This window comes from Micromonospora sp. CNZ322, from assembly GCF_007827755.1.
Genome location: NZ_VITD01000006.1, coordinates 116,013 through 136,142, shown reverse-complemented (window position 1 = coordinate 136,142; position 20,130 = coordinate 116,013). Strand labels below are relative to the sequence as shown.

The following is a 20,130-nucleotide window of genomic DNA, read 5'->3' as shown; positions in this document are numbered from 1 at the left end:
TGGGTTCCACGCACCGGCGGACGGGGCCGGCCCGTCGGGCGGATACTCACGGTGACCGTGGGCGGGATGACGGGGGCGCCGGTGACTGTCGACAGACGCGCCGGCCGGTTGCGGGGGTGGCTGCTCGACGCCGGCTCGGACCAGGCCGTGCAGCACCCGGGGCCGCACGGGCGGCCGCCGGAGCACCGGCACCACCAGTGGTGGAAGGTGATGTGCCTGACCGGGGTCGACTACTTCTCCACGTTGGGTTACCAGCCCGGCATCGCGGCGCTGGCCGCCGGGGCGCTGTCACCGGTGGCGACCCTGGTGCTGGTGCTGGTGACCCTGCTGGGGGCGCTGCCGGTCTACCGGCGGGTGGCGGTGGAGAGCCCGCACGGTGAGGGTTCCATCGCGATGCTGGTACGCCTGCTGAGCTACTGGCCGGGCAAGTTGCTGGTGCTGGTGCTGCTCGGTTTCGTGGCCACCGACTTCATCATCACCATCACCCTCTCGGCCGCCGACGCGACGGCGCACATCGACGAGAACCCGTTCTGGCCGAGCGGGCTCAAGGGTCACGAGGTGCTGGTCACGCTGTTGCTGGTGTCGCTGCTGGGCGCGGTGTTCCTCAAGGGATTCACCGAGGCCATCGGGATCGCCGTCGTCCTGGTCGCGGTCTATCTGACGCTGAACGCGGTGGTGGTGGCCGACGCGCTGTGGCGGGTGGCGACGCATCCGAGCGCGGTCGGCGACTGGACGACCACGCTGACCACCGGGCACGGCGATCCGTGGCTGGTGGTCGGGCTGTCGCTGCTGGTCTTTCCGAAGCTGGCGTTGGGGCTGTCCGGCTTCGAGACGGGGGTGGCGGTCATGCCGAGCGTACGGGGTGACCCGCAGGACTCGGAGGCACGACCGCTGGGCCGGATCCGTGGCGCCCGCCGGCTGCTCACCACCGCAGCGGTGATCATGAGCGTCTTCCTGATCACCAGCAGCGTGACGACCACCGTGCTCATTCCGCCGGAGGCCTTCCAACCGGGCGGGCCGGCGAACGGGCGCGCGCTGGCCTACCTGGCGCACGCCCACCTCGGCGAGGTGTTCGGCACCGTCTACGACCTGTCCACCATCGGAATCCTCTGGTTCGCCGGGGCATCGGCGATGGCTGGTCTGCTCAACCTCGTGCCGCGCTACCTGCCCCGCTACGGCATGGCGCCGACCTGGGCGCGAGCCGTCCGGCCGCTGGTGCTGGTCTTCACCGCCGTGGCGTTCCTGATCACGATCGTCTTCGAGGCCAGCGTGGACGCGCAGGGCAGCGCGTACGCCACCGGGGTCCTGGTGTTGATCACCTCGGCCGCGACGGCGGTGACGCTCGCGGCGCTCCGGCAGCGTCAGCGCGGTCGCACCATCGCGTTCGGAGTCATCGCGGTGATCTTCGTCTACACCACAGTGGCCAACGTGGTGGAGCGCCCGAGCGGCGTCAAGATCGCGGCATGTTTCATCGGCGGGATCATCCTGGTGTCGGTGCTGTCCCGGCTGATGCGGGCCTACGAGCTGCGGGTCGACCACGTCGAACTGGATCACGTCGCGGCCCGGATGATCGACGAACGCGCCGGACGACGGATCCGCCTCATCGCGCACGAACCCGACCGGCGCGACGAGGCGGAGTACCGCGCCAAGCTGGCGCAGACCATGGCGGACAACGACTTTCCCGACGACGGCGACGTCATCTTCGTCGAGGTCACTGTCACCGACCCCTCCGACTTCGAGACGGAGCTGCTGGTCCGCGGCGGGGTGGTCGACGGCCGCTTCCCGGTGCTCAGCCTGGCCAGCTCGTCGGTGCCCACCGCGCTCGCCGCCCTGTTGCTGGAGATCCGCGACCGCAGCCGTCGGCGCCCCCACATCTACTTCGAGTGGTCCGAGGGCGGTCCGACCCGCAACTTCCTGCGCTACCTGGCGTTCGGACAGGGCGCCATCGCCTCGGTGACCCGGGAGATCCTGCGCCGCCAGGAGCCCAACCCGCACCGCCGGCCGCACGTGCACGCCGGCTGACCTGCGAGCCGACAGTCCGTCGCGCACAGTGAGTGTGGTCATAACGACTGGACGATCCACCCGCTCCTGCTGCTAGCCTCGGCGCAGGTCATGAGTGCCAGCGCGAAGCCCCGGCTCGCTGGCCGGCAACCCTCCTCCGCGGTGGGGTGCCCCGGGTGAAGACCAGGCACCGGCAGCACGTCGGTGCAAGCGTGGCCTGGCACCCAGGTCAGCACAGACCCGGGAGAACCATGCGCATCCTCGGCACCACCCCACCGACCGACGTCGCGGACTCCCGCACCGGTCGACCCTCGCCCGCACTGATCCGGCGACGGCACGTGGACATGATGCGAATGTGCAGCGCCGCCTGTCGTCGCGGCATCGCGCTCTAGCACCACCTTCCCGAGCTCCTTTCCCACCGGTACGCCCATCGGGCGCGCCGTCGGTGGCGCACGTCCGTGCGCGCCGAGACACCACCCTTCGGAGACACCCGTGCGATTCCTTCCTGCCCTGACCCGCGCCGCTGCCCTGGGCGCGGCCACGATCCTGGCCGCCACCGCCCTCACCGCCTGCGGCGACGACAGCTCGTCCGACGCCACCGCCAACCCGTACGGCCTGGCCCAGTCGGGCGTGCTGCGCGCCGGAACGCTGACCGACGCCCCGCCGAACGTGTACCTCAAGGACGGCAAGTTCACCGGCTTCGACAATGACCTGCTGACCGCCGTGGCCGGCAAGCTCGGTCTCACTGTCGAGTTCGTCGGCACCGACTTCTCCGCGCTGCTCAGCCAGGTCAACAACCGCAAGTTCGACGTGGGCAGCTCCTCGATCACCATCACCGAGGCCCGCAGGAAGACCGTCGACTTCGGCAACGGCTACGACTTCGGCTACTTCGGCCTGGACGTCCCGGTCGGCTCGCCGATCACCGGCTTCGACCAGCTCGCCGGCAAACGGGTCGTGGTGGTGCAGGGCACCGTCCAGGACGACTACGCCACCGGCAAGCAGCTCAACCCGGTGCGGGTGCCCGACTACAACGGCGCGATCAACCAGCTCAAGGCGGGCACCGCCGACGCCTGGATCGCCCCGGCGGAGATCGGCGAGAAGTCGGCCACCGACAGCAACGGCAAGATCACCGTGGCGGCCAAGCAGCTCAGCCCGGCACCAACCGCGTACGCCGTGGCCAAGGGGAACGACAAGCTGCGCGAGGCGCTGAACAAGAGCCTCGACGAGGTCATCGCCGATGGCACCTGGAGCCGGTTGCAGGCGCAGTACTACCCGGGCCGGCCGATCCCGGCGGACTTCACGCCGGGCAGCGGCACTGTGAAGGCTCCGTCCGTGTCGACCGCGCCGTCGGCGTCCGCTACGGCCGTGCCGTCGGCGTCCGCGTCGACCGCGTCCTGAGCCGGTGACGAGCGAGCAGGGCGGTAGGAGGAGCGACCGATGGATCCGTTGAGCACCCTGTGGGAGACGTTCTTCGACTGGGACGCGATGCGCGAGGCGCTGCCCGAGATGCTGACCGTCGGGTTGCCCAACACGCTGATCCTGGCGGTCTCCGCCGCCCTGCTCGGCTCGGTGCTGGGCCTGCTGCTGGCCGTCGCCGGGATTTCCCGCAGTCGCTGGCTGCGCTGGCCGGCGCGGGTCTACACCGACGTGTTCCGGGGGCTGCCGGCCGCGGCGACGATCCTGCTGATCGGCGTCGGGCTGGCCCCGCTGGGCATGCAGGTCTGGGGGCCGGATCCCTACCCGTTGGGCATCCTGGCGCTGTCGCTCATCGCCGCCGCGTACATCGGGGAGATCTTCCGCTCGGGCATTCAGTCGGTGGAGGCCGCCCAGTTGGAGGGCGCCCGGGCGCTCGGCTTCTCCTGGGCCGACGCGATGCGGCTGGTGATCATTCCGCAGGGCATCCGGCGGGTGCTGCCGGCCTGGGTGAACCAGCTCATCGCACTGATCAAGGACTCCAGCCTGGTCTACTTCCTCGGCCTGGTGGCCAGCCAGCGGGAGCTGTTCAGGATCGGGCAGGACTACGCGGCCACCACCGGCAACGAGTCGGCGCTGCTGCTGGCGGGGCTCTGCTACCTGGCGTTGACGGTCCCGCTGACGCACGTCGTGAACTGGATCGACCGGCGGCTGCGCAACGGCCGGCCGGCCACCGCGTCGGCCGAAGAGGACGACGACATCGCGTCGTACGCCGCAACGGAAGGGGATCGGCGATGACCACCGCCACGACGACCTCGGTCAGCCTCGACGTACGCGACGTGCACCTCGCCTTCGGACCGAACCGGGTGCTGCGCGGCGTCGACCTCTCGGTGCCGCGAGGCGCGACGGCCTGCGTCATCGGGCCGTCCGGGTCGGGCAAGTCCACACTGCTGCGCACCATCAACCGGCTGATCGAACCGGACCGGGGCGACGTGCTGCTGGACGGGCGCAGCGTGCTGGGCGACGACCCGGACGCGCTACGGCAGCGGGTGGGCATGGTGTTCCAGCAGTTCAACCTCTTTCCGCACATGAGCGTGCTGCGCAACGTCACGCTGGCGCTGCGGCGGCTGCGCAAGCTCGGTGCGGACGAGGCGGAGACCGTCGCCCGGGCCCAGTTGGAGCTGGTGGGGCTGGCCGGCAAGGCGAACTCCCGGCCGGCGCAGCTCTCCGGTGGTCAACAGCAGCGGGTGGCGATCGCCCGCGCGCTGGCGCTGCGGCCCGAGGTGATGCTCTTCGACGAGGCCACCTCGGCGCTCGACCCGGAGTTGGTCAAGGGCGTCCTCGGGGTGATGGCCGACCTGTCCGCCGCCGGCATGACCATGGTGGTGGTGACCCACGAGATGGGCTTCGCCCGGCAGGTCGCCGACACCGTCGCCTTCATGGACCGGGGCGTGGTGCTGGAGGCCGGCCCACCCGAGGCGATCTTCGAGCGGGCCGAGCATCCGCGGCTTCGCCGTTTCCTCGACCAGGTGCTCTGAGCCGCGCGGCCCGACGGGTTGCCGACGGTCACTCGTTGGGCCCGCGCCCCAGCAGCCGGATCTCCTCGTTGTCCAGCGCGGACTGAAGTTCCTGGAGCACCAGGTCGTCGATCTCCCGGTTGTCGCGCAGCCGGGTGACCTCCCGCCTCTTGTGGGCGAGAACGCCGAGGCGCAGTCGGCGTTCCAGGCGGCGCTCCTCGGCGGTGTTCCCACCGCTCTCGTCGAGGTCCTCCAGATGCCGCCGGTACTCGGCTTCCAGCCGACGCACCGATTCATCCTGGGCACCGATCTCCGCGGCGACCTGGGGAAGAGCGGCCAGGCCCACCTCGGTGGCCCGCCGCCGCGCGTTGCGGGCCTCGTCGACGCGTTCCGGGTCGCCGCTCAGCCCGGCCCAGCGCACGACCAACGGCAGGGTGGTGCCCTGAAGCAGCATGATCAGCACGATCACCAGCGCGGTGACGAAGATGATCAGATCCCGTTCGACCACCGGTTGACCGTCGACCATCACCGTCGGGACGGCCAGGGCGGCGGCCAGCGAGACCGCGCCCCGGAAACCGGACCAGCCCGCGACGGTCCCCACCCGCCAGGCGGACGGCCCCTGGCTCGGGTCCATCATCCGCCGGCGCCGCAGCCGCGCCGACTGCGCGGTCAGATAGACGAAGAGCAGGCGGGTGCCGATCACGACCAGTGTGACCACCAGCACGATCAGCAGCGCCCGCTCGGGCGAGGTGCTGGTGATGCTCCGCACCGAGCGGGGAATCTGCGTGCCGAGCAGGACGAACAACCCGCCGTTGATCAGGAACGTGGAGAGGTCCCAGAACGCGTACGCCAGCACCCGGGACCGGGCGCGGATCACCCGTGGGCCGGCGTAGGCCAGCACCAGGCCGGCGACCACTACCGCCAGCACACCGCTGGCGTGCACCGCGTCGGCGAGCAGGAAGGCGCCGAACGGGGTCAGCACGCTGAGCGCGCCCTCGCGCAACGGATCGTCGAGCCGCTTGCGGATCAGCACCACGGCGGCGCCCACCAGCAGACCGGCGACCACGCCCCCGACGCTGGCGCCGACGAACTCCTCACCGATGCCCAGCACGCCCGGCCTGGCGCTGTGGCTGAGCAGACCCACTGCCACCGCGAAGACCACCAGCGCGGTGCCGTCGTTGATCAGGCTCTCCGCGTGCAGGGTGGTGAGCAGCTTCCGCGGCAGCCGCTTGGCCAGGCCGGTGACCGCGGCGGCGTCGGTCGGCGCGAGGACCGCGCCGAGCACCCAGGCGGCAGCGGGGTTCACCCCGAACGCCTGCGCGGCGAACGACACAGTGACCATGGTGAGCACCACCAGCACCACGGCGAGCAACCCGATCACCGGCAGGTTGGCCCGGATCTCCCGCAGACTGATGGTGAGGCTCTCCCGGTACAGGATCGCCGGCAGGAAGATCAGCAGGACCAGCTCAGGTTCCAGGGTGACCTCGGACAGCGGCGGCGTGAGCCCGAGCAGCACGCCCAACGCGATGAGCAGGACCGGCGGGGCGACCCGGTACCGACCGCCGAGGGTGGTGCCGACCAGGACGGTGACGCCGAGCACCACGATCAGGATGAGCGCCTCCACGCGTACACCCCCTCGGACCACGGCCGGCGGTGGACGCGCCGGTGGTTCCATCTGACCGCACCGGCCGGTGGGTTCCGGCGGAAACCGGCAAGTCGCGGTGCCCGCGGGCGAGGGTCAGGCGGTGGCGCGGGCGCGCGCTGTCACCGCACGGGCCGTACGACGGTGTTCGGCCGCCTCCTCGTGCCGGCCCAACGCGGCGGCCAGGTCGGCGAGGTGCCCGGCCACCGGGCCGACGGTGAGCACCCCGCTGCCGGCGGCCAGCTCGTCGACGGCCGGCAGCAGCTCGGCGTGGACCCGCGTCATCGTGGCCCGGTCGTCGAGGGCGCGCGCCGCCCGACCGACGAGGCAGAGCCGCACCTCACGCAGCAGATCGTGCGGCCCCTCGGGAAGCGCCCGCAGGGCGGCCGCGGCGGCGTCCCGGTCGTCGGCGGCGAGCAGCAGCAACGGCCGGACCCACGGTTCGTGCGGCCCCCAGTCCAGGTCCGCCCAGTCGGCAGCGCCGAGCCCGATGGTCGGCCGGTCGGCGCCGATGGTATCGGCCAGCCGCAGGCCGAGCAGGGCCAGCGGGAGCAACCCCTGGGTCAGCCCCGGCATGCTGTCGGCGCTCACCCGGTCGGCCGCCGAGCGGTACGCCTGCGCCGCCGCGTCCGACCCGCCGTCGAGGGCCAGGCGCAGTGCGGCGTACCACCGGGTGAAGACACCGACCAACGGCAGCTCGTACCGTTCGGCGAGGCGGTCGGCGGCGCGGGCGTGCGCGTCGGCGGCGGGCCGGTCGGCCAGCGCGCAGTTGGCCTGGACCAGGACCAGGTGGCCGAGCACCTCGAAGGTCACCAGGTGGTGCCGGGCGGCCAGCTCGACCAGTTCCACGCCGATCCGGGCCCGCGCGTCGGCAAGACCGACGCGCTGGAAGGCGTGCATGAAACGGGCGTTGAGCGCGAAGGCCAACAGCCCGGGGTCGCCGATGTCGCGGGCGATCGTCTCGGCCTCGACGGCGGCGCGGCGGCCACGATCGGTGGTGGTGCCGCGCAGCTCCAACGCGAGGGTGCTCAGCAGCCGACTGCGCTGCGCCGAGCCGATCGGGCCGAGCGCGGTCAGGGCGTGTTCGGCGGCTCGGACGATGTGCCCGGAGAGCAGGTCGTCGTCGTTGCGCGTCCAACTGGCGGGCACGTCGAAGCCAGCCAGGGCCTCCTGGATCAGCAGGGGGTCTCCGGTGGACTCGGCGACGGTGATCGCCTCGGCACGCCGTAGCCGCGCCTCGGCCAGCCGGCCCGTCACGGCCAGCGCCCGCCCCAGGCCGAGCAGCGCGGTCACCCGCCCACGCGGCTCGACCCCGCCGGCGCGGCCGTACGCGTCGATCGCCTGGCCCCACAGGCGGGCCGCCTCGTGGGGGTTGCCGCCCCGTTCGGCCCGCTCGGCCGCCACCTGGGCGTACGTCGACGCCTCGGCGGCGTGGACCGGCCCGCCGGCGCGCAGCAGGTGGTACGCGAGGGCCGCCGGATCGACGGGTTCCCGCTGTCGCAGCACCTCGACGACGGCCCCGTGCCAGGTGGCGCGGCGCGGCGCGGACAGGTCGGCGTAGAGCGTGTCGCGGACCAGGATGTGGGTGAAGCGCAGCCGCCCGTCGGACTCCCGTTCGGTGAGGAACCCGGCCGCCAGGGCGCGGTCCACGGCGTCCAGCGCTGTCGTCGGGTCACCGGCCAACACGCCCAGCACGTCCGGGTCGAGGTCCCGGCCGAGCACGGCCGCCTGCCGCAGCACGGTACGGGTCGAGGCCGGCAGCTGCGCCAACCGGTGCCGGATCACGTCGCGTACCCCGGGCGGCACGGCGGCCAACCCCGCCTGCCCCGTGCTCGCGTACAGCTGGGCCAGTTCGCGGACGAAGAACGGGTTACCGCCGCTGCGCTGGTGGATCGACCGGGCGGTGGCCTGGTCCAGTTCCGACCCGACGATGGCGCCGGCCAGCTCGCCGGTCGCCGACGCGGGCAGGCCGGCAAGATACTCCCGGACCGGCTCCAGCCGGGCGGCGCGGGCCAGGGTGGCGGTCAGCTCCGGGCTGATCTCGGTGGCCCGGTAGGTGCCGAGGATCAGCACCGGCCCGCCGGCCGGCTGCGGGCCGGTGAGCAGTGCGGTCAGCAGGTCCAGGGTGTCACCGTCGGCGCGGTGCAGGTCGTCGAGGACCAGCAGGACCGGCTCCCGGTCGGCGACCGCCGAGATCAGCGAGGCCACCGCGCGGTGTCGACGGAACCGTACGGTGGCGGGGTCAGCCGAGCCGTCAGCCGAGCTGGCGGGGGCGGGAGCGGCGACGGGGGCGGCCGGCCCGGCGAGCGCGTCGGTGATCTGGGTCCACGGCCACGCTGGCGGAGCGCCCTCGTACTCCGGGCTGCGTCCCCACGCCGTGGTCCAGCCCTCGGCGGCGAGTCGCCGGGTCAGGGCCTCGGCCAGTGCCGTCTTGCCGGCGCCCGGGTCGCCGCTGAGCAGGACGAGCGTGGGCTGGCGGTGGCGGGACGCGGCCTCGGCGGCGCGCCGCAGCAGTTCCAGCTCCGCGTCGCGGCCCACGAACGGGCGCTGCTCCGCCTGGACCTGTCGAACGGGTTCCCCGAGGCCGGGGGTGGCGGCCCGGTCGAGGGCCGGGGCGAGGTGCGGCGCCTGGGCCAGGATGTCGGCTTCCAGCCGTCGCAGCTCGGGCCCCGGGTCCACGCCCAGCTCGGTCACCAGGACGTGGCGGGCTTCCCGCAGCGCGGCCAGCGCGTCGCCCTGCCGGCCGGCGCGGTACCGGGCCGTCGCGAGCAGTCGCCAGGCGTCCTCGCGCAGCGGATGGCTGGCCAGGTGTGCCGGTAGGTCCGCGGCGGCCTCGTCCGGTCGGCCCACCGCCAGGAGCGCCTCTGCCCGCCGCTCGACGGCGAGCATCCGCAGCTCGTCCAGCCGGTTGATCTCCGCGACCGCCCAGGACTCGTTGGCGCAGTCGGCGTACGCGGGCCCGCGCCAGAGCCCGAGCGCCGACTCCAGCGCGGCCAGGGCCGGCGCGGGACGCCCGGCCGCCAGCAGCCGGCCCGCCTCGCCGACGGCCGCCTCGAACTGTCCGGCGTCGACAGCGTCCGGTGCGGCCTTCAGCGCGTACCCGGGCGGCTCGGTGACCAGGATCCGGGGCGGCTGCCGGGGTGGTCTGTCGGGCTCCAGGGCCCGGCGCAGGTCGGCGACGAAGGTCCGGATCGCGCCCACCGCGCCGTCCGGTGCGACCTCCCACAGGTCGTCGACGAGACGATCCACCGGCACCACCCGACCGTGGGCGATCAACAGCCGGCCCAGCACCAGGCGCTGCCGGTGCCCCCGCAGGGGGACCGGGCCGCGCTCGGTCGCGGCGATCACCGGCCCGAGTACGCCGAAGGTCACCGCGACGGGCGCCGTCAGCTGCCTGGTCATGGCACCAATCTAGGCCCGTGGCCCGGCCGGCACTGATCCGACGCTGACCGGCTGCTGATCACCGCCGGACAGGCTCGGTGAGGTACGACGGCGACGGGCCACCGCCCCCGCCGGCACTGCTCACCAGGAAGGTTCCCCGTGGACCCGAAGATCAACGGATTCGACTACCGACGCGTCACCGTCGCCGACGGGGTGACGCTCAACGCCGCCGTGGGCGGTTCCGGGCCGGCGATCGTGCTGTTGCACGGCTTTCCGCAGACCCACCTCATGTGGCGGCACGTCGCCGCCGATCTGGCCGCCGACCACACGGTCATCTGCCCCGACCTGCGCGGCTACGGCGACAGCGACAAGCCCCTCGACACCGACGGCACCGGGTACGCCAAGCGCACCATGGCCGCCGACATCGTGGCGCTGGCCGGCGCGCTCGGTCACGATCGGTTCGCGTTGGCCGGGCACGACCGGGGCGCCCTGGTCGCGTTCCGCGCCGGCCTCGACCATCCGGCGGCGATCAGTCAGCTGGCCCTGCTCGACGTGCTACCCACGGTGGACATGTGGGACGTGCTGCACGGCGCCAGCGCCGCCGTGGCGTTTCACCTCTACCTGATGGCGCAGCCGCCCGGCCTGCCCGAGGAGCTGATCGCCGGCAGCCCGGACGCCTTCTTCGGCCATTTCCTGGACGTCTGGACCCGTGATCCGGAGGCCCTGCCGGCGGAGGTGCGGGCCGCGTACCTGCGCGCGTCCCGCGACGCCGTCCCCTCGATCGTCGCCGACTATCGGGCGTCCGCCGGGATCGACGTGGCCCACGACGCCGCTGACCGGGCGGCCGGCAACCAACTGCGGATGCCGGTGACTGTGCTCCAGCAGGACTGGGGTGCGGCGCTGGGCTACGACGCGGCGGCGGTGTGGCGGGCCTGGGCACCCGACCTGGACCACCAGACGGTCACCTGCGGACACTTCATGGCGGAGGAGGCCCCGGCCGAGGTGCTCCGGGCGCTGCGCGCCCTGCTCGCCCGTTGATCGATCGGCGACCCGGCCACCACTGTCACCCTGGGCAAGATATCCGACACTCCTTGTCGCCAGGTGATCGTACGGCCGGGTCGCCGCGCTTCACCCGCCCAGCAGCCCAAGAACCGGCCGGCAACGGGCCTTGACCTGCGGGAATGCGACGTTACACCAGGTGGACGCCAACCGGTCATCGGTGATACACAGGCAGATATCGGCAGCCAACGACGTCGAGTCGTTCCATCTTCTCGCCCCAACGACCGTCCACAGGCAACGCACCACTGGGCTTCGCCGCACGGACCGCAGCTCGACAGTCGCGACCCGCCGAACGGCACTGGTCCACCAGCCGCTGCCGGACGCCGGTCCTCGACCAAGGAGTTGCTGTGGGAAACCTCCGTATCCGGTCGCGTAACCAACCGTACGAGATCGCTGTCCTGGCCGCGGCATCTCTCTGCGGCATTCTGATGATGACCCTGAATGTCCGGCCGACGTCCGTTCAGACGTCGATGCCGGGGCCGATCCAGGTCGCCTGGGAGCTGGGTCTGATCGCGGTGGGCGTGGGTGGACTACTGGGCATCCTCTGGCCCGGCCGGCTCTCCACCGGGCTCGGCCTCGAACTCGCGTCGGTACTGGTGCTCGGCACGATCACCGGCATGTACGCGGTAGCCGTGCTGGTCATGTCGGGCCGAACTTCCATCGTCGCGACGTCGTTCGTGATGGCGGTGACGGTCGGGTCGCTCTGGCGGGCCGCGCAGATCGCCATCGACCTTCGTCGCCTGGCCCGAGCGTGCGAATTTGTGACATACGAACAGTTGCAGGCAGGTGTTACGTGATCACCGCACCCGCACCGGCTGCACCGCACTGGGTGCAGGTGGCGCTCAGCGTGCTCGGCATCCTCGGCGGAGGCACCGGCCTCGCCGCTATCGCCACCGTCGTGGTTCAGCGGGGCAAGTTCAAGGCCGATGCCGCCGACACGCTCACCGAGGCCGCCCTCACGCTCGTGCAGCCGTTGCAGACGCGGATCACCCAACTGGAGGGCGAGGCGTTCAGCGCCCGGTCCGAACTGGGCACGCTCCGCGAACAGGTCAACCAGTTGCAGTTCGTGGTCCGGGTGCTCACCCGGACGCTGGACCGCTGGCGCGCCGCGATCCGTGCCCCCGACGCCACGCTGCGCAAGGTCCGAGCGACGGTGGCAGAGTCGGACCGGATTCCCGAGATGGACCGTTGACCGCGGTGGCGTCCCCGCACCGCCCGCCCCACGACCGGCCGGTTCAGCTGGCACCACGAAGGCGTTCGGCGAGTTCGCGCACCGCCGCCCGGAACTCGGGGTCGGTCTCGCCCGGATGGTGCCTGCGCAGCGGCGGCGCTGACCGCTCCCCCGGCGCCGGCAGCAGGTCCGGTGGGTCCCGCAACCGCCGGTCGACCTGGCCCGCCGGATCGGTCGGGTCCGGTGATGGATCGCCGGGGCGGTGTGCGGCGAAGACCCAGCCGCCGACCGGGTCGGTGTCCCGCCAGAGGTTGAGCCACCGCCACTCGACCCGCTCCCCCACGTCACGCAGCACCTCCTCGTTGAGGTAGGCCGGAAAGAGCCGCGCGTACAGGCGGTCCAGCGGTGACCCGTAGGTGAGCAGCGCGACCCGTCGACGTACGCGCGGGGGCAGCCGCAGCACCGCGAGCGCGAGCAGCGCGGACCCGTGGCTGTGCCCACAGAGCAGAACCCCGACGTGCCGCTCGGCCAGTTGGCTGATCCGGTCAGCCAGTTCCGGCACCGCGCGGTCGGCGTAGCTCGGCGGGGCGAACGGGTGCGCGGCCCGGGGCCAGAAGGTGCCCAGGTCCCACAGGATGCCGACGTGTCGGCGAAACCACGCGGTCCGATAGGCGAACACGCCACCGGTCACCAGCGTGAGCAGCAACGCGGCGACAAGGTAGCTACCCCCGCTGAGCCCCATCTGGACGGCTCCGGCCGGCAGCCCGAGCAGTTGCCGGGTCAAGTCCTCCGGTTCGCGCCCGCTACGCCCCACCAGACTCGTGGCCAGTCCGACCACCGCGAGCGCCGCATACGTGGCGGCCAGCGGACCCAACCACTCGGTGAACCGCGCCCGGGCGATGGTCTTCGTCGTCAGCCGTAACCTGCCGACCGCCTCCGCTGGCACGACCGGGAAGTCACGGGCGGTGATCGCCGCAGCCGCACGCAGCCGGCGCCGCCGCGACACGACGGTCAACGCGCCGCACAGCAGCACCGCCGCGACCACGTGCAGGAAGAAGGCCAGCAGCGTCCAGCGGTACGGCAACGGTGGCCCACCATCACCGCGGTAGCCGCCGAGCAACTCCCCCGTCTGGTAGACGAGGCCGGCGGAGAGCGCGCCGGACAGGCCGACCGCGAGGGCGGCGAGGACCGCCGCGCCCAGGCCACCCGGCAGCGCGGACCGGCCGCCCACCCGACCGCGCTGCCACAGCACCACCACGCTGAGCAGCACCAGCGACGTCATCTGGCCCAACAGAGCTGCGCCGGCGATCCCGCCGTAGCCGGGAAGTTCGGCCGCCGACGACCAGTCGCGCCGGTCGCTCGCCACGGTGACGAGGGTCGCCACGGTCAGGACGGCCGACAGCGCGCCCGCCGTGCGGGCGGTCCAGGTCGCCGTTCGGGCGGTCGCCGCCCGGTCGAGCATCCCCGGAGCGGCGAGCAGACCGACGCAGGCCAGCAACACCGCCGCGCTGAGCGCCAGCAGCAGCGTCGTGGAGAACGTCGCGCCGCTGGCGCGACGGGCCGTGAGCAGCACGACATTGAGTACGGCGAGCGCGGCGGCCACGTGGATCGCGCGCAACCGGTGCACCAGCGGCTCCACGGCCCGCAGTGGGTTGTCGGCCGGGCCGGACCGACGGGTGCCGAGGAGGCGCAGGACCGCTATGGCGGCGATCGGCAGGAGCGCCAGCACGACCAGCCGCTGCCCGACGTTCCGACCGTCGAGCCCGGCCATGGTGTCGAAGGGCGGGCGGCAGCGGGCCGCGCCGAGACACCGCCAGGCGAGCAGGTCGAGGGCCACTCCGGCGATGGACACCACGTACAGCACTGTGAGGTTGAGCGCGAGGAGCCGACACAGCACGCTGACCGCGACGGCGCGGCGGCGGCCGGTGGGGCGCATCCACACGGCCACGTTGCTGAGCATGAACGGCAGTAGGAAGACCATGGCGAGGGTCCGGCCGACGGTGCCCGAGGGCAGGTCACCCCAGCGGTAAGCCTCCAGCGTTATCCCGTCCGGGCCGTCGCCGTCGGACCGGGTGCCGCGGTGAAAGCCCCCGCTGCCGTCGCCGGCGACCTGCCGGACCTGCGGCTGGTCGAGGATGACCGTTGGGTCCGCCCCGGACACGCCGTGCACCCGCAACTCCACCACGTCGTGTCGTCGCGGTTGGTCGCCGTGCCGCTGTCTTCCCTCAGGCATCGGGGGCGCTATCCGTGTCGCCGCTTGTTGGGTGCGTCGCTCTCCCCGGGCTGGCGCATGGACCGCCGCAGTGCCGGCATCGCGTCGAACAGGACGATCAGCAGCAGCACCCCGGCGACGACGGCGCTGTTGACCAGTTGCGGAGACCGCACTGTCGCCAGCCCGCCCACGATGATCGCCGGCACACCCGCGGCCATCAGCAGGCCGCCGAACATCGTCCAGAGCAGCAGGGTGACGATCAGCGGAGCCCGGGGGTCGAACCAGTCCGCCGACCAGGCGGTCACGAACCACACCCACCAGAGCGCCGCCAGCATCAGCAGCGTCTGGAAACCACCGTTGAAGCTGGGGTCGTCGAGCAGCGCCCGGGACAACCGGGTCAGCGCGAAGATGAACGCCAGGTCGAAGAAGAGTTCCAGGAACGACGTTTTGCCCGGGTTCTCCCGCCGGAGCAGCAGCCGTCCCGGAAGCCTGCCCGCCATCGCCATCCTTCCCCGGCCCGCAGCTGCCACCGCCGCCCCAGTCGTACCACCCGGACCGCGGGGCCCGGGTCGGTTCCGCCGAGCCGGGCCGTCGTGGTTCGGCGGCAGCCGGTGACGCCGCGCTAGGAGGTCAGGTCGGACGCCACAGTCCAGAGCCGCTCGGCGTTGCCCGGGTCGACCGCGTACGCGGCCACGCCGCTGTAGTCGGCGGGCCGCTCGGTGACGACCGGGGCCTCGGTGCAGTCCTCGAAGTAGCGGCCGCCGATGCCGTCCAGTAACGGGGAGGCCGCGAGCAGCACCGAGGTCGCCGCACCCTGTTGCGGGGTCTTGTGCATCTCCTTTGGCGACTTGAGCCCACCGGTGTGCTTCTGCAACCCGGTGGCGATCGCGCCCGGGTTCAGCGCGTTGGAGTAGATCCCCTCGTCGGCCCAGCGGCGGGTGGCTTCCACGGCGAGCAGGGCCTCGGCGCTCTTGGACTGCCCGTAGGCCAGCAGCGGGTCGTAGGGCCGGAACGCGAAGTGCAGGTCATCGAAGATCACCGGGGAGAAGAGGTTGCCGCTGGAGCTGACCGACACCACCCGGGCACCGTCGGCTGCGGCGAGGGCGTCGTGCAGGCCGACGGTCAACGCGAAGTGCCCCATGAAGTTGGTGGCGAACTGCATCTCCCAGCCCTCGGCGGTGAGCTCCAGCTCGGGCAGCGCCATGATGCCCGCGTTGTTGACGAGGATGTGCAGCGGCTGGTCCCAGCCGGCGACGAACTGGCGTACCGAGGTCTGGTCCGCCAGGTCCAGCGCGCGGACGGTGACCCGCTCCGCGCCGATGCTGGCCGCGATGTCGGCGGCGGCCTGCTCACCCGCAGGGACCCGGCGGACCCCGAGCACGACCTCGGCGCCGGCGGCGGCGAGCGAACGGGCCGTCTCGATGCCGATACCGGCGGCGCCGCCGGTGATGATGGCCCGCTTGCCGCTCAGGTCCACCCCGGCGATGACCTCGTCGGCGGTCGAGGCGAAACCGAAGGGGGTCGTGATGCGCTCTGTCATTGCTGTCCCGTCTCTCGATCACCCTTACTCCGACACTGTCACCCCGGTGGCAGGCGTTAGCCGGTTCCCTGCTTTTCCTGGTAGTGGCAGGACCAGGCTGGGCGGTCGGTGGCGGCTCCTACGATGGGCGGGTGAGCACGGCCGGCCCGCTGGGCGAATACCTGCGTGCCCGGCGCGAGCTGATCGGGCCGGGTGACGTCGGCCTGCCCGCGCACGGCCGTCGGCGGGTGCCCGGCCTGCGGCGCGAGGAGGCGGCCCTGCTCGCCGGCATCAGCGCCGACTACTACCTGCGGTTGGAGCAGGGGCGTGACCGGCACCCGTCGACGCAGGTGGTCGAGGCGCTGGCCCGCGCTCTGAGGCTGGACGCGGACGCCGCGGCACACCTGCACGGCCTGGCCCGGCCGGTGCCGGCCCGCCGGACGGCGCGACCCTCGGAGCGGGTGCCGGTGGGCATCCGGCAGTTGGTCGGTTCGTGGGCCGGGACGCCCGCCTTCGTGCACGGTCGACACCTGGACGTGCTCTTCGCCAACCCCGCCGCGACGGTGCTGGCGCCGATCTTCACCACTGGGGTGAACCTGCTGCGCGCGGTCTTCCTGGACCCGAGCGTGCCGGCGCTCTACCCGGCTCTGACGGCGGTCGCGGCCAACGCGGTGGCCGGCCTGCGCGCACAGGTCGGCCCCGAGGTGGACGACCCCCGCCTCATCGAGCTGGTGGAGGAGCTGACGGCTGGCAGCGAGCGGTTTCGGCGTTTGTGGGCCCGCCACGACGTCACGGCCCGTGCGGGCGGCGGGGTGCGGGTGTTCCAGCACCCGGAGCTGGGCGAGTTGGCGCTGCGCTACGAGAAGCTCGCGATCAGCGGCACCACCCAGTCGCTGGTCGTCTATCACGCCGAGCCGGGCAGCCCGTCGGCGCGCTCGCTGGCCCGGCTGGCTCGACGGGCGGCACCGCGCTAGCGTCGCCGTCCCCGAAGAGGACCGGCTATCGGTTGGCCGCCCGCTCGGCGACCACCACCGAAATCCCATCGAGGACGCGTTGCAGACCGAACTCGAACGCGTACTCCGGGCCGTACGCGGCACCGTGCTGCTGGCCGGCGGCCGTGCCGACCCGGGACGCGGTCGGGTAGGCGCCGGGCTTCAGGAAGGTCTCCAGCCAGGGCGCGTGCGACTGCCACCACTGACCGTCGGTCATGCCGGTCTCGCGCTCCAGGTCGACCACCTCGGAGGCGGCCCGGGCGGCGCTCTTCACGTGACCCAGCACGAGGGTGAGCACCGCGTCGACCTCGACGTCGGTGAGCCCGATGTCGACGATCGCGCCGAGCTCGTAGTCGTACTTGGCCATCAGGTGCGGACCGAGCACCGGGCGGGTCGTCTCGGCCCGGAGCATCCACGGATGCCGTTGGTAGAGCGCCAGATTGTCGCGGGCGATCCGTTCCAGCCTGGTCCGCCAGTCGCCCTCGACGACAGGGCGCGGCATCTCGCCGTACGCAGTGTCGATCATGACGGCGACGAGTTCGGCCTTGCCCGGCACGTAGGTGTAGACCGACATCGTGCCGACCCCCAGCGCCTCACCGACCCGGCGCATGGTCAGCGCGTCGAGCCCCTCGGCGTCGGCGATGTCCATCGCCACCCGGACGATCCGGTCGACGCTGAGCGCTGGACCGGCGCTGCGGCTGGTCGGCTCGCGGGTGCGCCAGAGAAGGGCCAGGCTGCGGGCCGGGTCCGCGGTCGCCTTGCGCTCACTCGCCATGGTGCGGCCATCCTAACAACGAGGCCGTACGCCGTACGACCGCGCCGGCCTGCTCTCGCGCGCCCCGCAACGCTGTCAGAGCGCCTCGCGGTCGTCGGACAGCGTCGGACCGGCGGCGGCGGGCACCAGGTGTCGGACCTCCGGCTCCCCGTCGGTCAGCTCCCGGGCCCGTTGCTCGGCCGCGCGGTCCTCACCGGTCAACCGGCCACCGTGCTGGCGCAGGTGCTCGTCCCAGGACGGCACCAGATACACCTCGACGAAGCGGTCCACCGTCTCGGCCGGGCGGAACAGCCCCCAGCGCATCGCGCCGGTCCGCTGCCGCGCGCCACGCACCAGGTCCATCGCCGCCAGGAACCGTTGGGTCCGCTCCGGCCGGACGGTGTACTGCACCGTCACCAGCACCGGCCCCACCCCCGGGTCCGGCTCGTGCGCCAGGTGCAGTTGCGGCCAGTAGGCCGCCGGTTCCCGGTTCACCGACCGCAGGTCCGGCAACGGCCAGATCCGACTCGTCAGGGTGCCGAGAAGCATCAGCGCCGCCGCCGCCAGGTACGCGAGGAGCAGCCCGGCCATGTCGGCCACCAACCCCCAGAGCAGCGCGCCGACCGCCTGCCCACCGGCGAAGCACACCTGGTAGACGGCCAGGCCCCGGGCCCGCACCCAACTGGGCAGGAAGAGCTGCATCTCGGCGTTGACGTTGGCCAGCACCGTCACCCAGGCCATCCCGGCGGGCAGCAGGGCCAGCAGCACCAGCGGCACCGCCCGCACGGTGCCGACCACTGTCAGCGCCACTGTGAACAGCGCCCCGGCGATCAGCAGAAGCTGGTTGGCCGACAGCCGGGTGCGGATCACGGCCAGCAGCACCCCACCCGCGATGGCGCCCACGCCGAGGGCGGCCAACAGCACCCCGTACCCGCCGGAGCCCAGCCCCAGCCGCCGACTCGCCACCAACGGCAGCAACGCCCACAGCGCGCTGGCCGGGACCACGAAGACCAACGCACGACGCAACAGCCGGCGGACGGCCGGCGAGTGGCGTACGTAGCGGCTGCCGGCGCGCAACGCGGCGGTGAACCGCTCGGGCACCTCGACCGCGCGGGCGTTACCGGGCCGCCAGCGCCACAGCGCGTACGCGAAGATCCCGAATGCGACAGCGTTGATGCCGAAGACCGGGGCAACGCCGGTACGGGCGATCAGCACGCCGGCCACCGCGGGCCCGAGCGCCCTCGCCACGTTCACGCTTATCGAACCGAGCGCGGACGCCGACCGCAGTTGGTCCTGCGGCACCAGCTCCGGAATCACCGCCGCCCAGGCCGGCAGGGTCAGCGCCTGTCCGACCCCGAACGCGAAGGTGAGGGTCAGCAGCAGCGCCGGCGGCATCCGGCCGGCCAGGGTGAGCAGGGTCAACGCCACCGCCACCGCCACCAGGAACAGCTGCACGGCGATCAACAGGTGCCGGCGGTCGAAGCTGTCGGCCAGCACCCCGGCGGGCAACGCCAGCAGCAGGACCGGCAGCAGACTGGCGGTCTGCACCAACGCGACAAGGGTGGAGGCGTTGGAGTGGTTGATCAGCAGCCACTGCGCGCCGACGGTCTGCATCCAGGTGCCGATGTTGGCGGCGAGCAGGGCCAGCCACAGGTTGCGGTAGACCGCCGTACGCAGCGGCGCCCAGGCCGAGGCCGGACGGTCGGCGGGTCCGGCTGCGGCCGTCACCACCGCCCGTCCGCGCGCAACACGCGCTCACCCGAGACGTAGAGGTCGTCGGGTTCGAGCAGCAGCAACCGGACGACCTCGGTGGCGACCTGTTCGGGCATGGCGTACACCTTGTCCAGGAACTCGGCACCCACCCGTTCCTGTAGCCGCGTCGGCATCGGCCCGGGATGCAGCTGCATCACCTTGACCCGGTTGCTGTGCTGGGCCTCGGCCAGCGAATCGACCAGGCTGTTGCCGTAGCTCTTGGTGGCCCGGTAGACGGGGATGCCGGGCCGGGGCGCCGCCAGCGCCAGCGCGCCGATGTAGACGACGTTGCCGTGGCCCTGTCGGTGCAGGTGCCGCACCGCCTCCCGCAGCAGGTACGTGATGCCCAGAACGTTGACCTCCACGGCCCGGCGGATGTGTTCCACCGACAGGTCCCCCAGGTCGCCGCCCGCCCACATGGAGGCGCAGGCCGCCACCCCGTCGATAGTGCCGTAGCGCTCGACCACCTCGGCGAGCCCGTCGCGGACCTGCTCGTAGGAGGAGACGTCGCAGACGACGCCGTCGCAACCCAGCTCGTCGGTCGCGGCGGCGACCTCGGCCGGCACGTTGCCGAACACCACTACCTGATGCTCGTCGACGAGCAGTCGGGCCACCGCGAGGCCGAGACCGCTGGTCCCGCCGACCACCACGAAGGTTCTGGCACCCATGTCTCTCCAGCCGTCGCCGGCACAGGTCACGCGGGCCGCGCGACGGCGC

General features: G+C 72.6%; 16 protein-coding genes and 1 riboswitch. Of the genes, 8 read left to right on the top strand and 8 right to left on the bottom strand.

What is annotated here, in order from left to right; all coding sequences use genetic code 11:
* The first annotated feature begins 66 nt into the window (after positions 1-66).
* The 4 genes from FB453_RS16520 (at position 67) to FB453_RS16505 (ending at position 4,952) form a co-directional block, all read left to right on the top strand.
* On the top strand, positions 67-2,022 hold the full coding sequence (locus FB453_RS16520) for an amino acid transporter (RefSeq protein WP_145791278.1): 1,956 nt from the start codon (positions 67-69) through the stop codon (positions 2,020-2,022).
* An 86-nt stretch (positions 2,023-2,108) separates the two neighbouring features.
* A riboswitch (SAM riboswitch) is annotated at positions 2,109-2,220 on the top strand.
* Between the two features lie 273 nt (positions 2,221-2,493).
* On the top strand, positions 2,494-3,399 hold the full coding sequence (locus tag FB453_RS16515) for an ABC transporter substrate-binding protein (protein WP_145791276.1): 906 nt from the start codon (positions 2,494-2,496) through the stop codon (positions 3,397-3,399).
* Positions 3,400-3,438: 39 nt separating this feature from the next.
* Positions 3,439-4,212, top strand: a complete 774-nt coding sequence (locus tag FB453_RS16510) for an amino acid ABC transporter permease (RefSeq protein WP_145791274.1) — start codon at positions 3,439-3,441, stop codon at positions 4,210-4,212.
* The gene (locus FB453_RS16505; RefSeq protein WP_112585475.1) at positions 4,209-4,952 is read left to right on the top strand and encodes an amino acid ABC transporter ATP-binding protein; all 744 of its coding nucleotides are present in this window, start codon (positions 4,209-4,211) and stop codon (positions 4,950-4,952) included. Before FB453_RS16510 ends, FB453_RS16505 begins: the two co-directional genes overlap by 4 nt.
* A gap of 28 nt (positions 4,953-4,980) precedes the next feature.
* On the opposite strand, the gene FB453_RS16500 is transcribed toward FB453_RS16505, so the two are convergent.
* Positions 4,981-6,555: a Na+/H+ antiporter gene (locus FB453_RS16500; protein WP_186718331.1), complete on the bottom strand. Its 1,575-nt coding sequence runs from the start codon at positions 6,553-6,555 to the stop codon at positions 4,981-4,983.
* 114 nt (positions 6,556-6,669) lie between these two features.
* Positions 6,670-9,975 (bottom strand): BTAD domain-containing putative transcriptional regulator, encoded by a 3,306-nt coding sequence (locus tag FB453_RS16495; RefSeq protein WP_186718329.1) that lies wholly within the window; start codon positions 9,973-9,975, stop codon positions 6,670-6,672.
* Positions 9,976-10,113: 138 nt separating this feature from the next.
* On the opposite strand from FB453_RS16495, the gene FB453_RS16490 reads away from it, so the two are divergent.
* From FB453_RS16490 to FB453_RS16480, 3 genes are all read left to right on the top strand, one after another.
* Positions 10,114-10,992: an alpha/beta hydrolase gene (locus tag FB453_RS16490; protein WP_145791271.1), complete on the top strand. Its 879-nt coding sequence runs from the start codon at positions 10,114-10,116 to the stop codon at positions 10,990-10,992.
* Between the two features lie 368 nt (positions 10,993-11,360).
* A complete protein-coding gene (locus FB453_RS16485; RefSeq protein WP_145791269.1) occupies positions 11,361-11,810 on the top strand; it encodes a hypothetical protein in 450 nt (149 codons plus the stop codon).
* On the top strand, positions 11,807-12,205 hold the full coding sequence (locus FB453_RS16480; RefSeq protein WP_145791267.1) for a hypothetical protein: 399 nt from the start codon (positions 11,807-11,809) through the stop codon (positions 12,203-12,205). Before FB453_RS16485 ends, FB453_RS16480 begins: the two co-directional genes overlap by 4 nt.
* Positions 12,206-12,248: 43 nt before the next feature.
* Here the strand turns inward: FB453_RS16480 and FB453_RS16475 are convergent, their stop codons facing one another.
* The 3 genes from FB453_RS16475 to FB453_RS16465 form a co-directional block, all read right to left on the bottom strand.
* Positions 12,249-14,417: a hypothetical protein gene (locus FB453_RS16475; protein WP_145791265.1), complete on the bottom strand. Its 2,169-nt coding sequence runs from the start codon at positions 14,415-14,417 to the stop codon at positions 12,249-12,251.
* Between the two features lie 8 nt (positions 14,418-14,425).
* The gene (locus FB453_RS16470; RefSeq protein WP_186718327.1) at positions 14,426-14,896 is read right to left on the bottom strand and encodes a low temperature requirement protein A; all 471 of its coding nucleotides are present in this window, start codon (positions 14,894-14,896) and stop codon (positions 14,426-14,428) included.
* A gap of 122 nt (positions 14,897-15,018) precedes the next feature.
* On the bottom strand, positions 15,019-15,936 hold the full coding sequence (locus tag FB453_RS16465) for an SDR family NAD(P)-dependent oxidoreductase (protein ID WP_145791259.1): 918 nt from the start codon (positions 15,934-15,936) through the stop codon (positions 15,019-15,021).
* Between the two features lie 131 nt (positions 15,937-16,067).
* Here FB453_RS16465 and FB453_RS16460 point away from each other — a divergent pair, with 131 nt between their 5' ends.
* Positions 16,068-16,889 carry an MmyB family transcriptional regulator gene (locus tag FB453_RS16460; RefSeq protein WP_145791257.1) on the top strand — a complete coding sequence of 274 codons (822 nt, stop codon included), beginning with the start codon at positions 16,068-16,070 and terminating at the stop codon, positions 16,887-16,889.
* Between the two features lie 25 nt (positions 16,890-16,914).
* Here the strand turns inward: FB453_RS16460 and FB453_RS16455 are convergent, their stop codons facing one another.
* From FB453_RS16455 to FB453_RS16445, 3 genes are all read right to left on the bottom strand, one after another.
* The gene (locus tag FB453_RS16455) at positions 16,915-17,682 is read right to left on the bottom strand and encodes a TetR/AcrR family transcriptional regulator (RefSeq protein ID WP_112585459.1); all 768 of its coding nucleotides are present in this window, start codon (positions 17,680-17,682) and stop codon (positions 16,915-16,917) included.
* A gap of 75 nt (positions 17,683-17,757) precedes the next feature.
* Positions 17,758-19,392 carry an MFS transporter gene (locus FB453_RS16450; RefSeq protein ID WP_145791255.1) on the bottom strand — a complete coding sequence of 545 codons (1,635 nt, stop codon included), beginning with the start codon at positions 19,390-19,392 and terminating at the stop codon, positions 17,758-17,760.
* Positions 19,386-20,081 carry an SDR family oxidoreductase gene (locus tag FB453_RS16445; protein ID WP_145791252.1) on the bottom strand — a complete coding sequence of 232 codons (696 nt, stop codon included), beginning with the start codon at positions 20,079-20,081 and terminating at the stop codon, positions 19,386-19,388. The genes FB453_RS16450 and FB453_RS16445 overlap by 7 nt, the downstream gene beginning before the upstream one ends.
* Positions 20,082-20,130 lie beyond the last annotated feature (49 nt).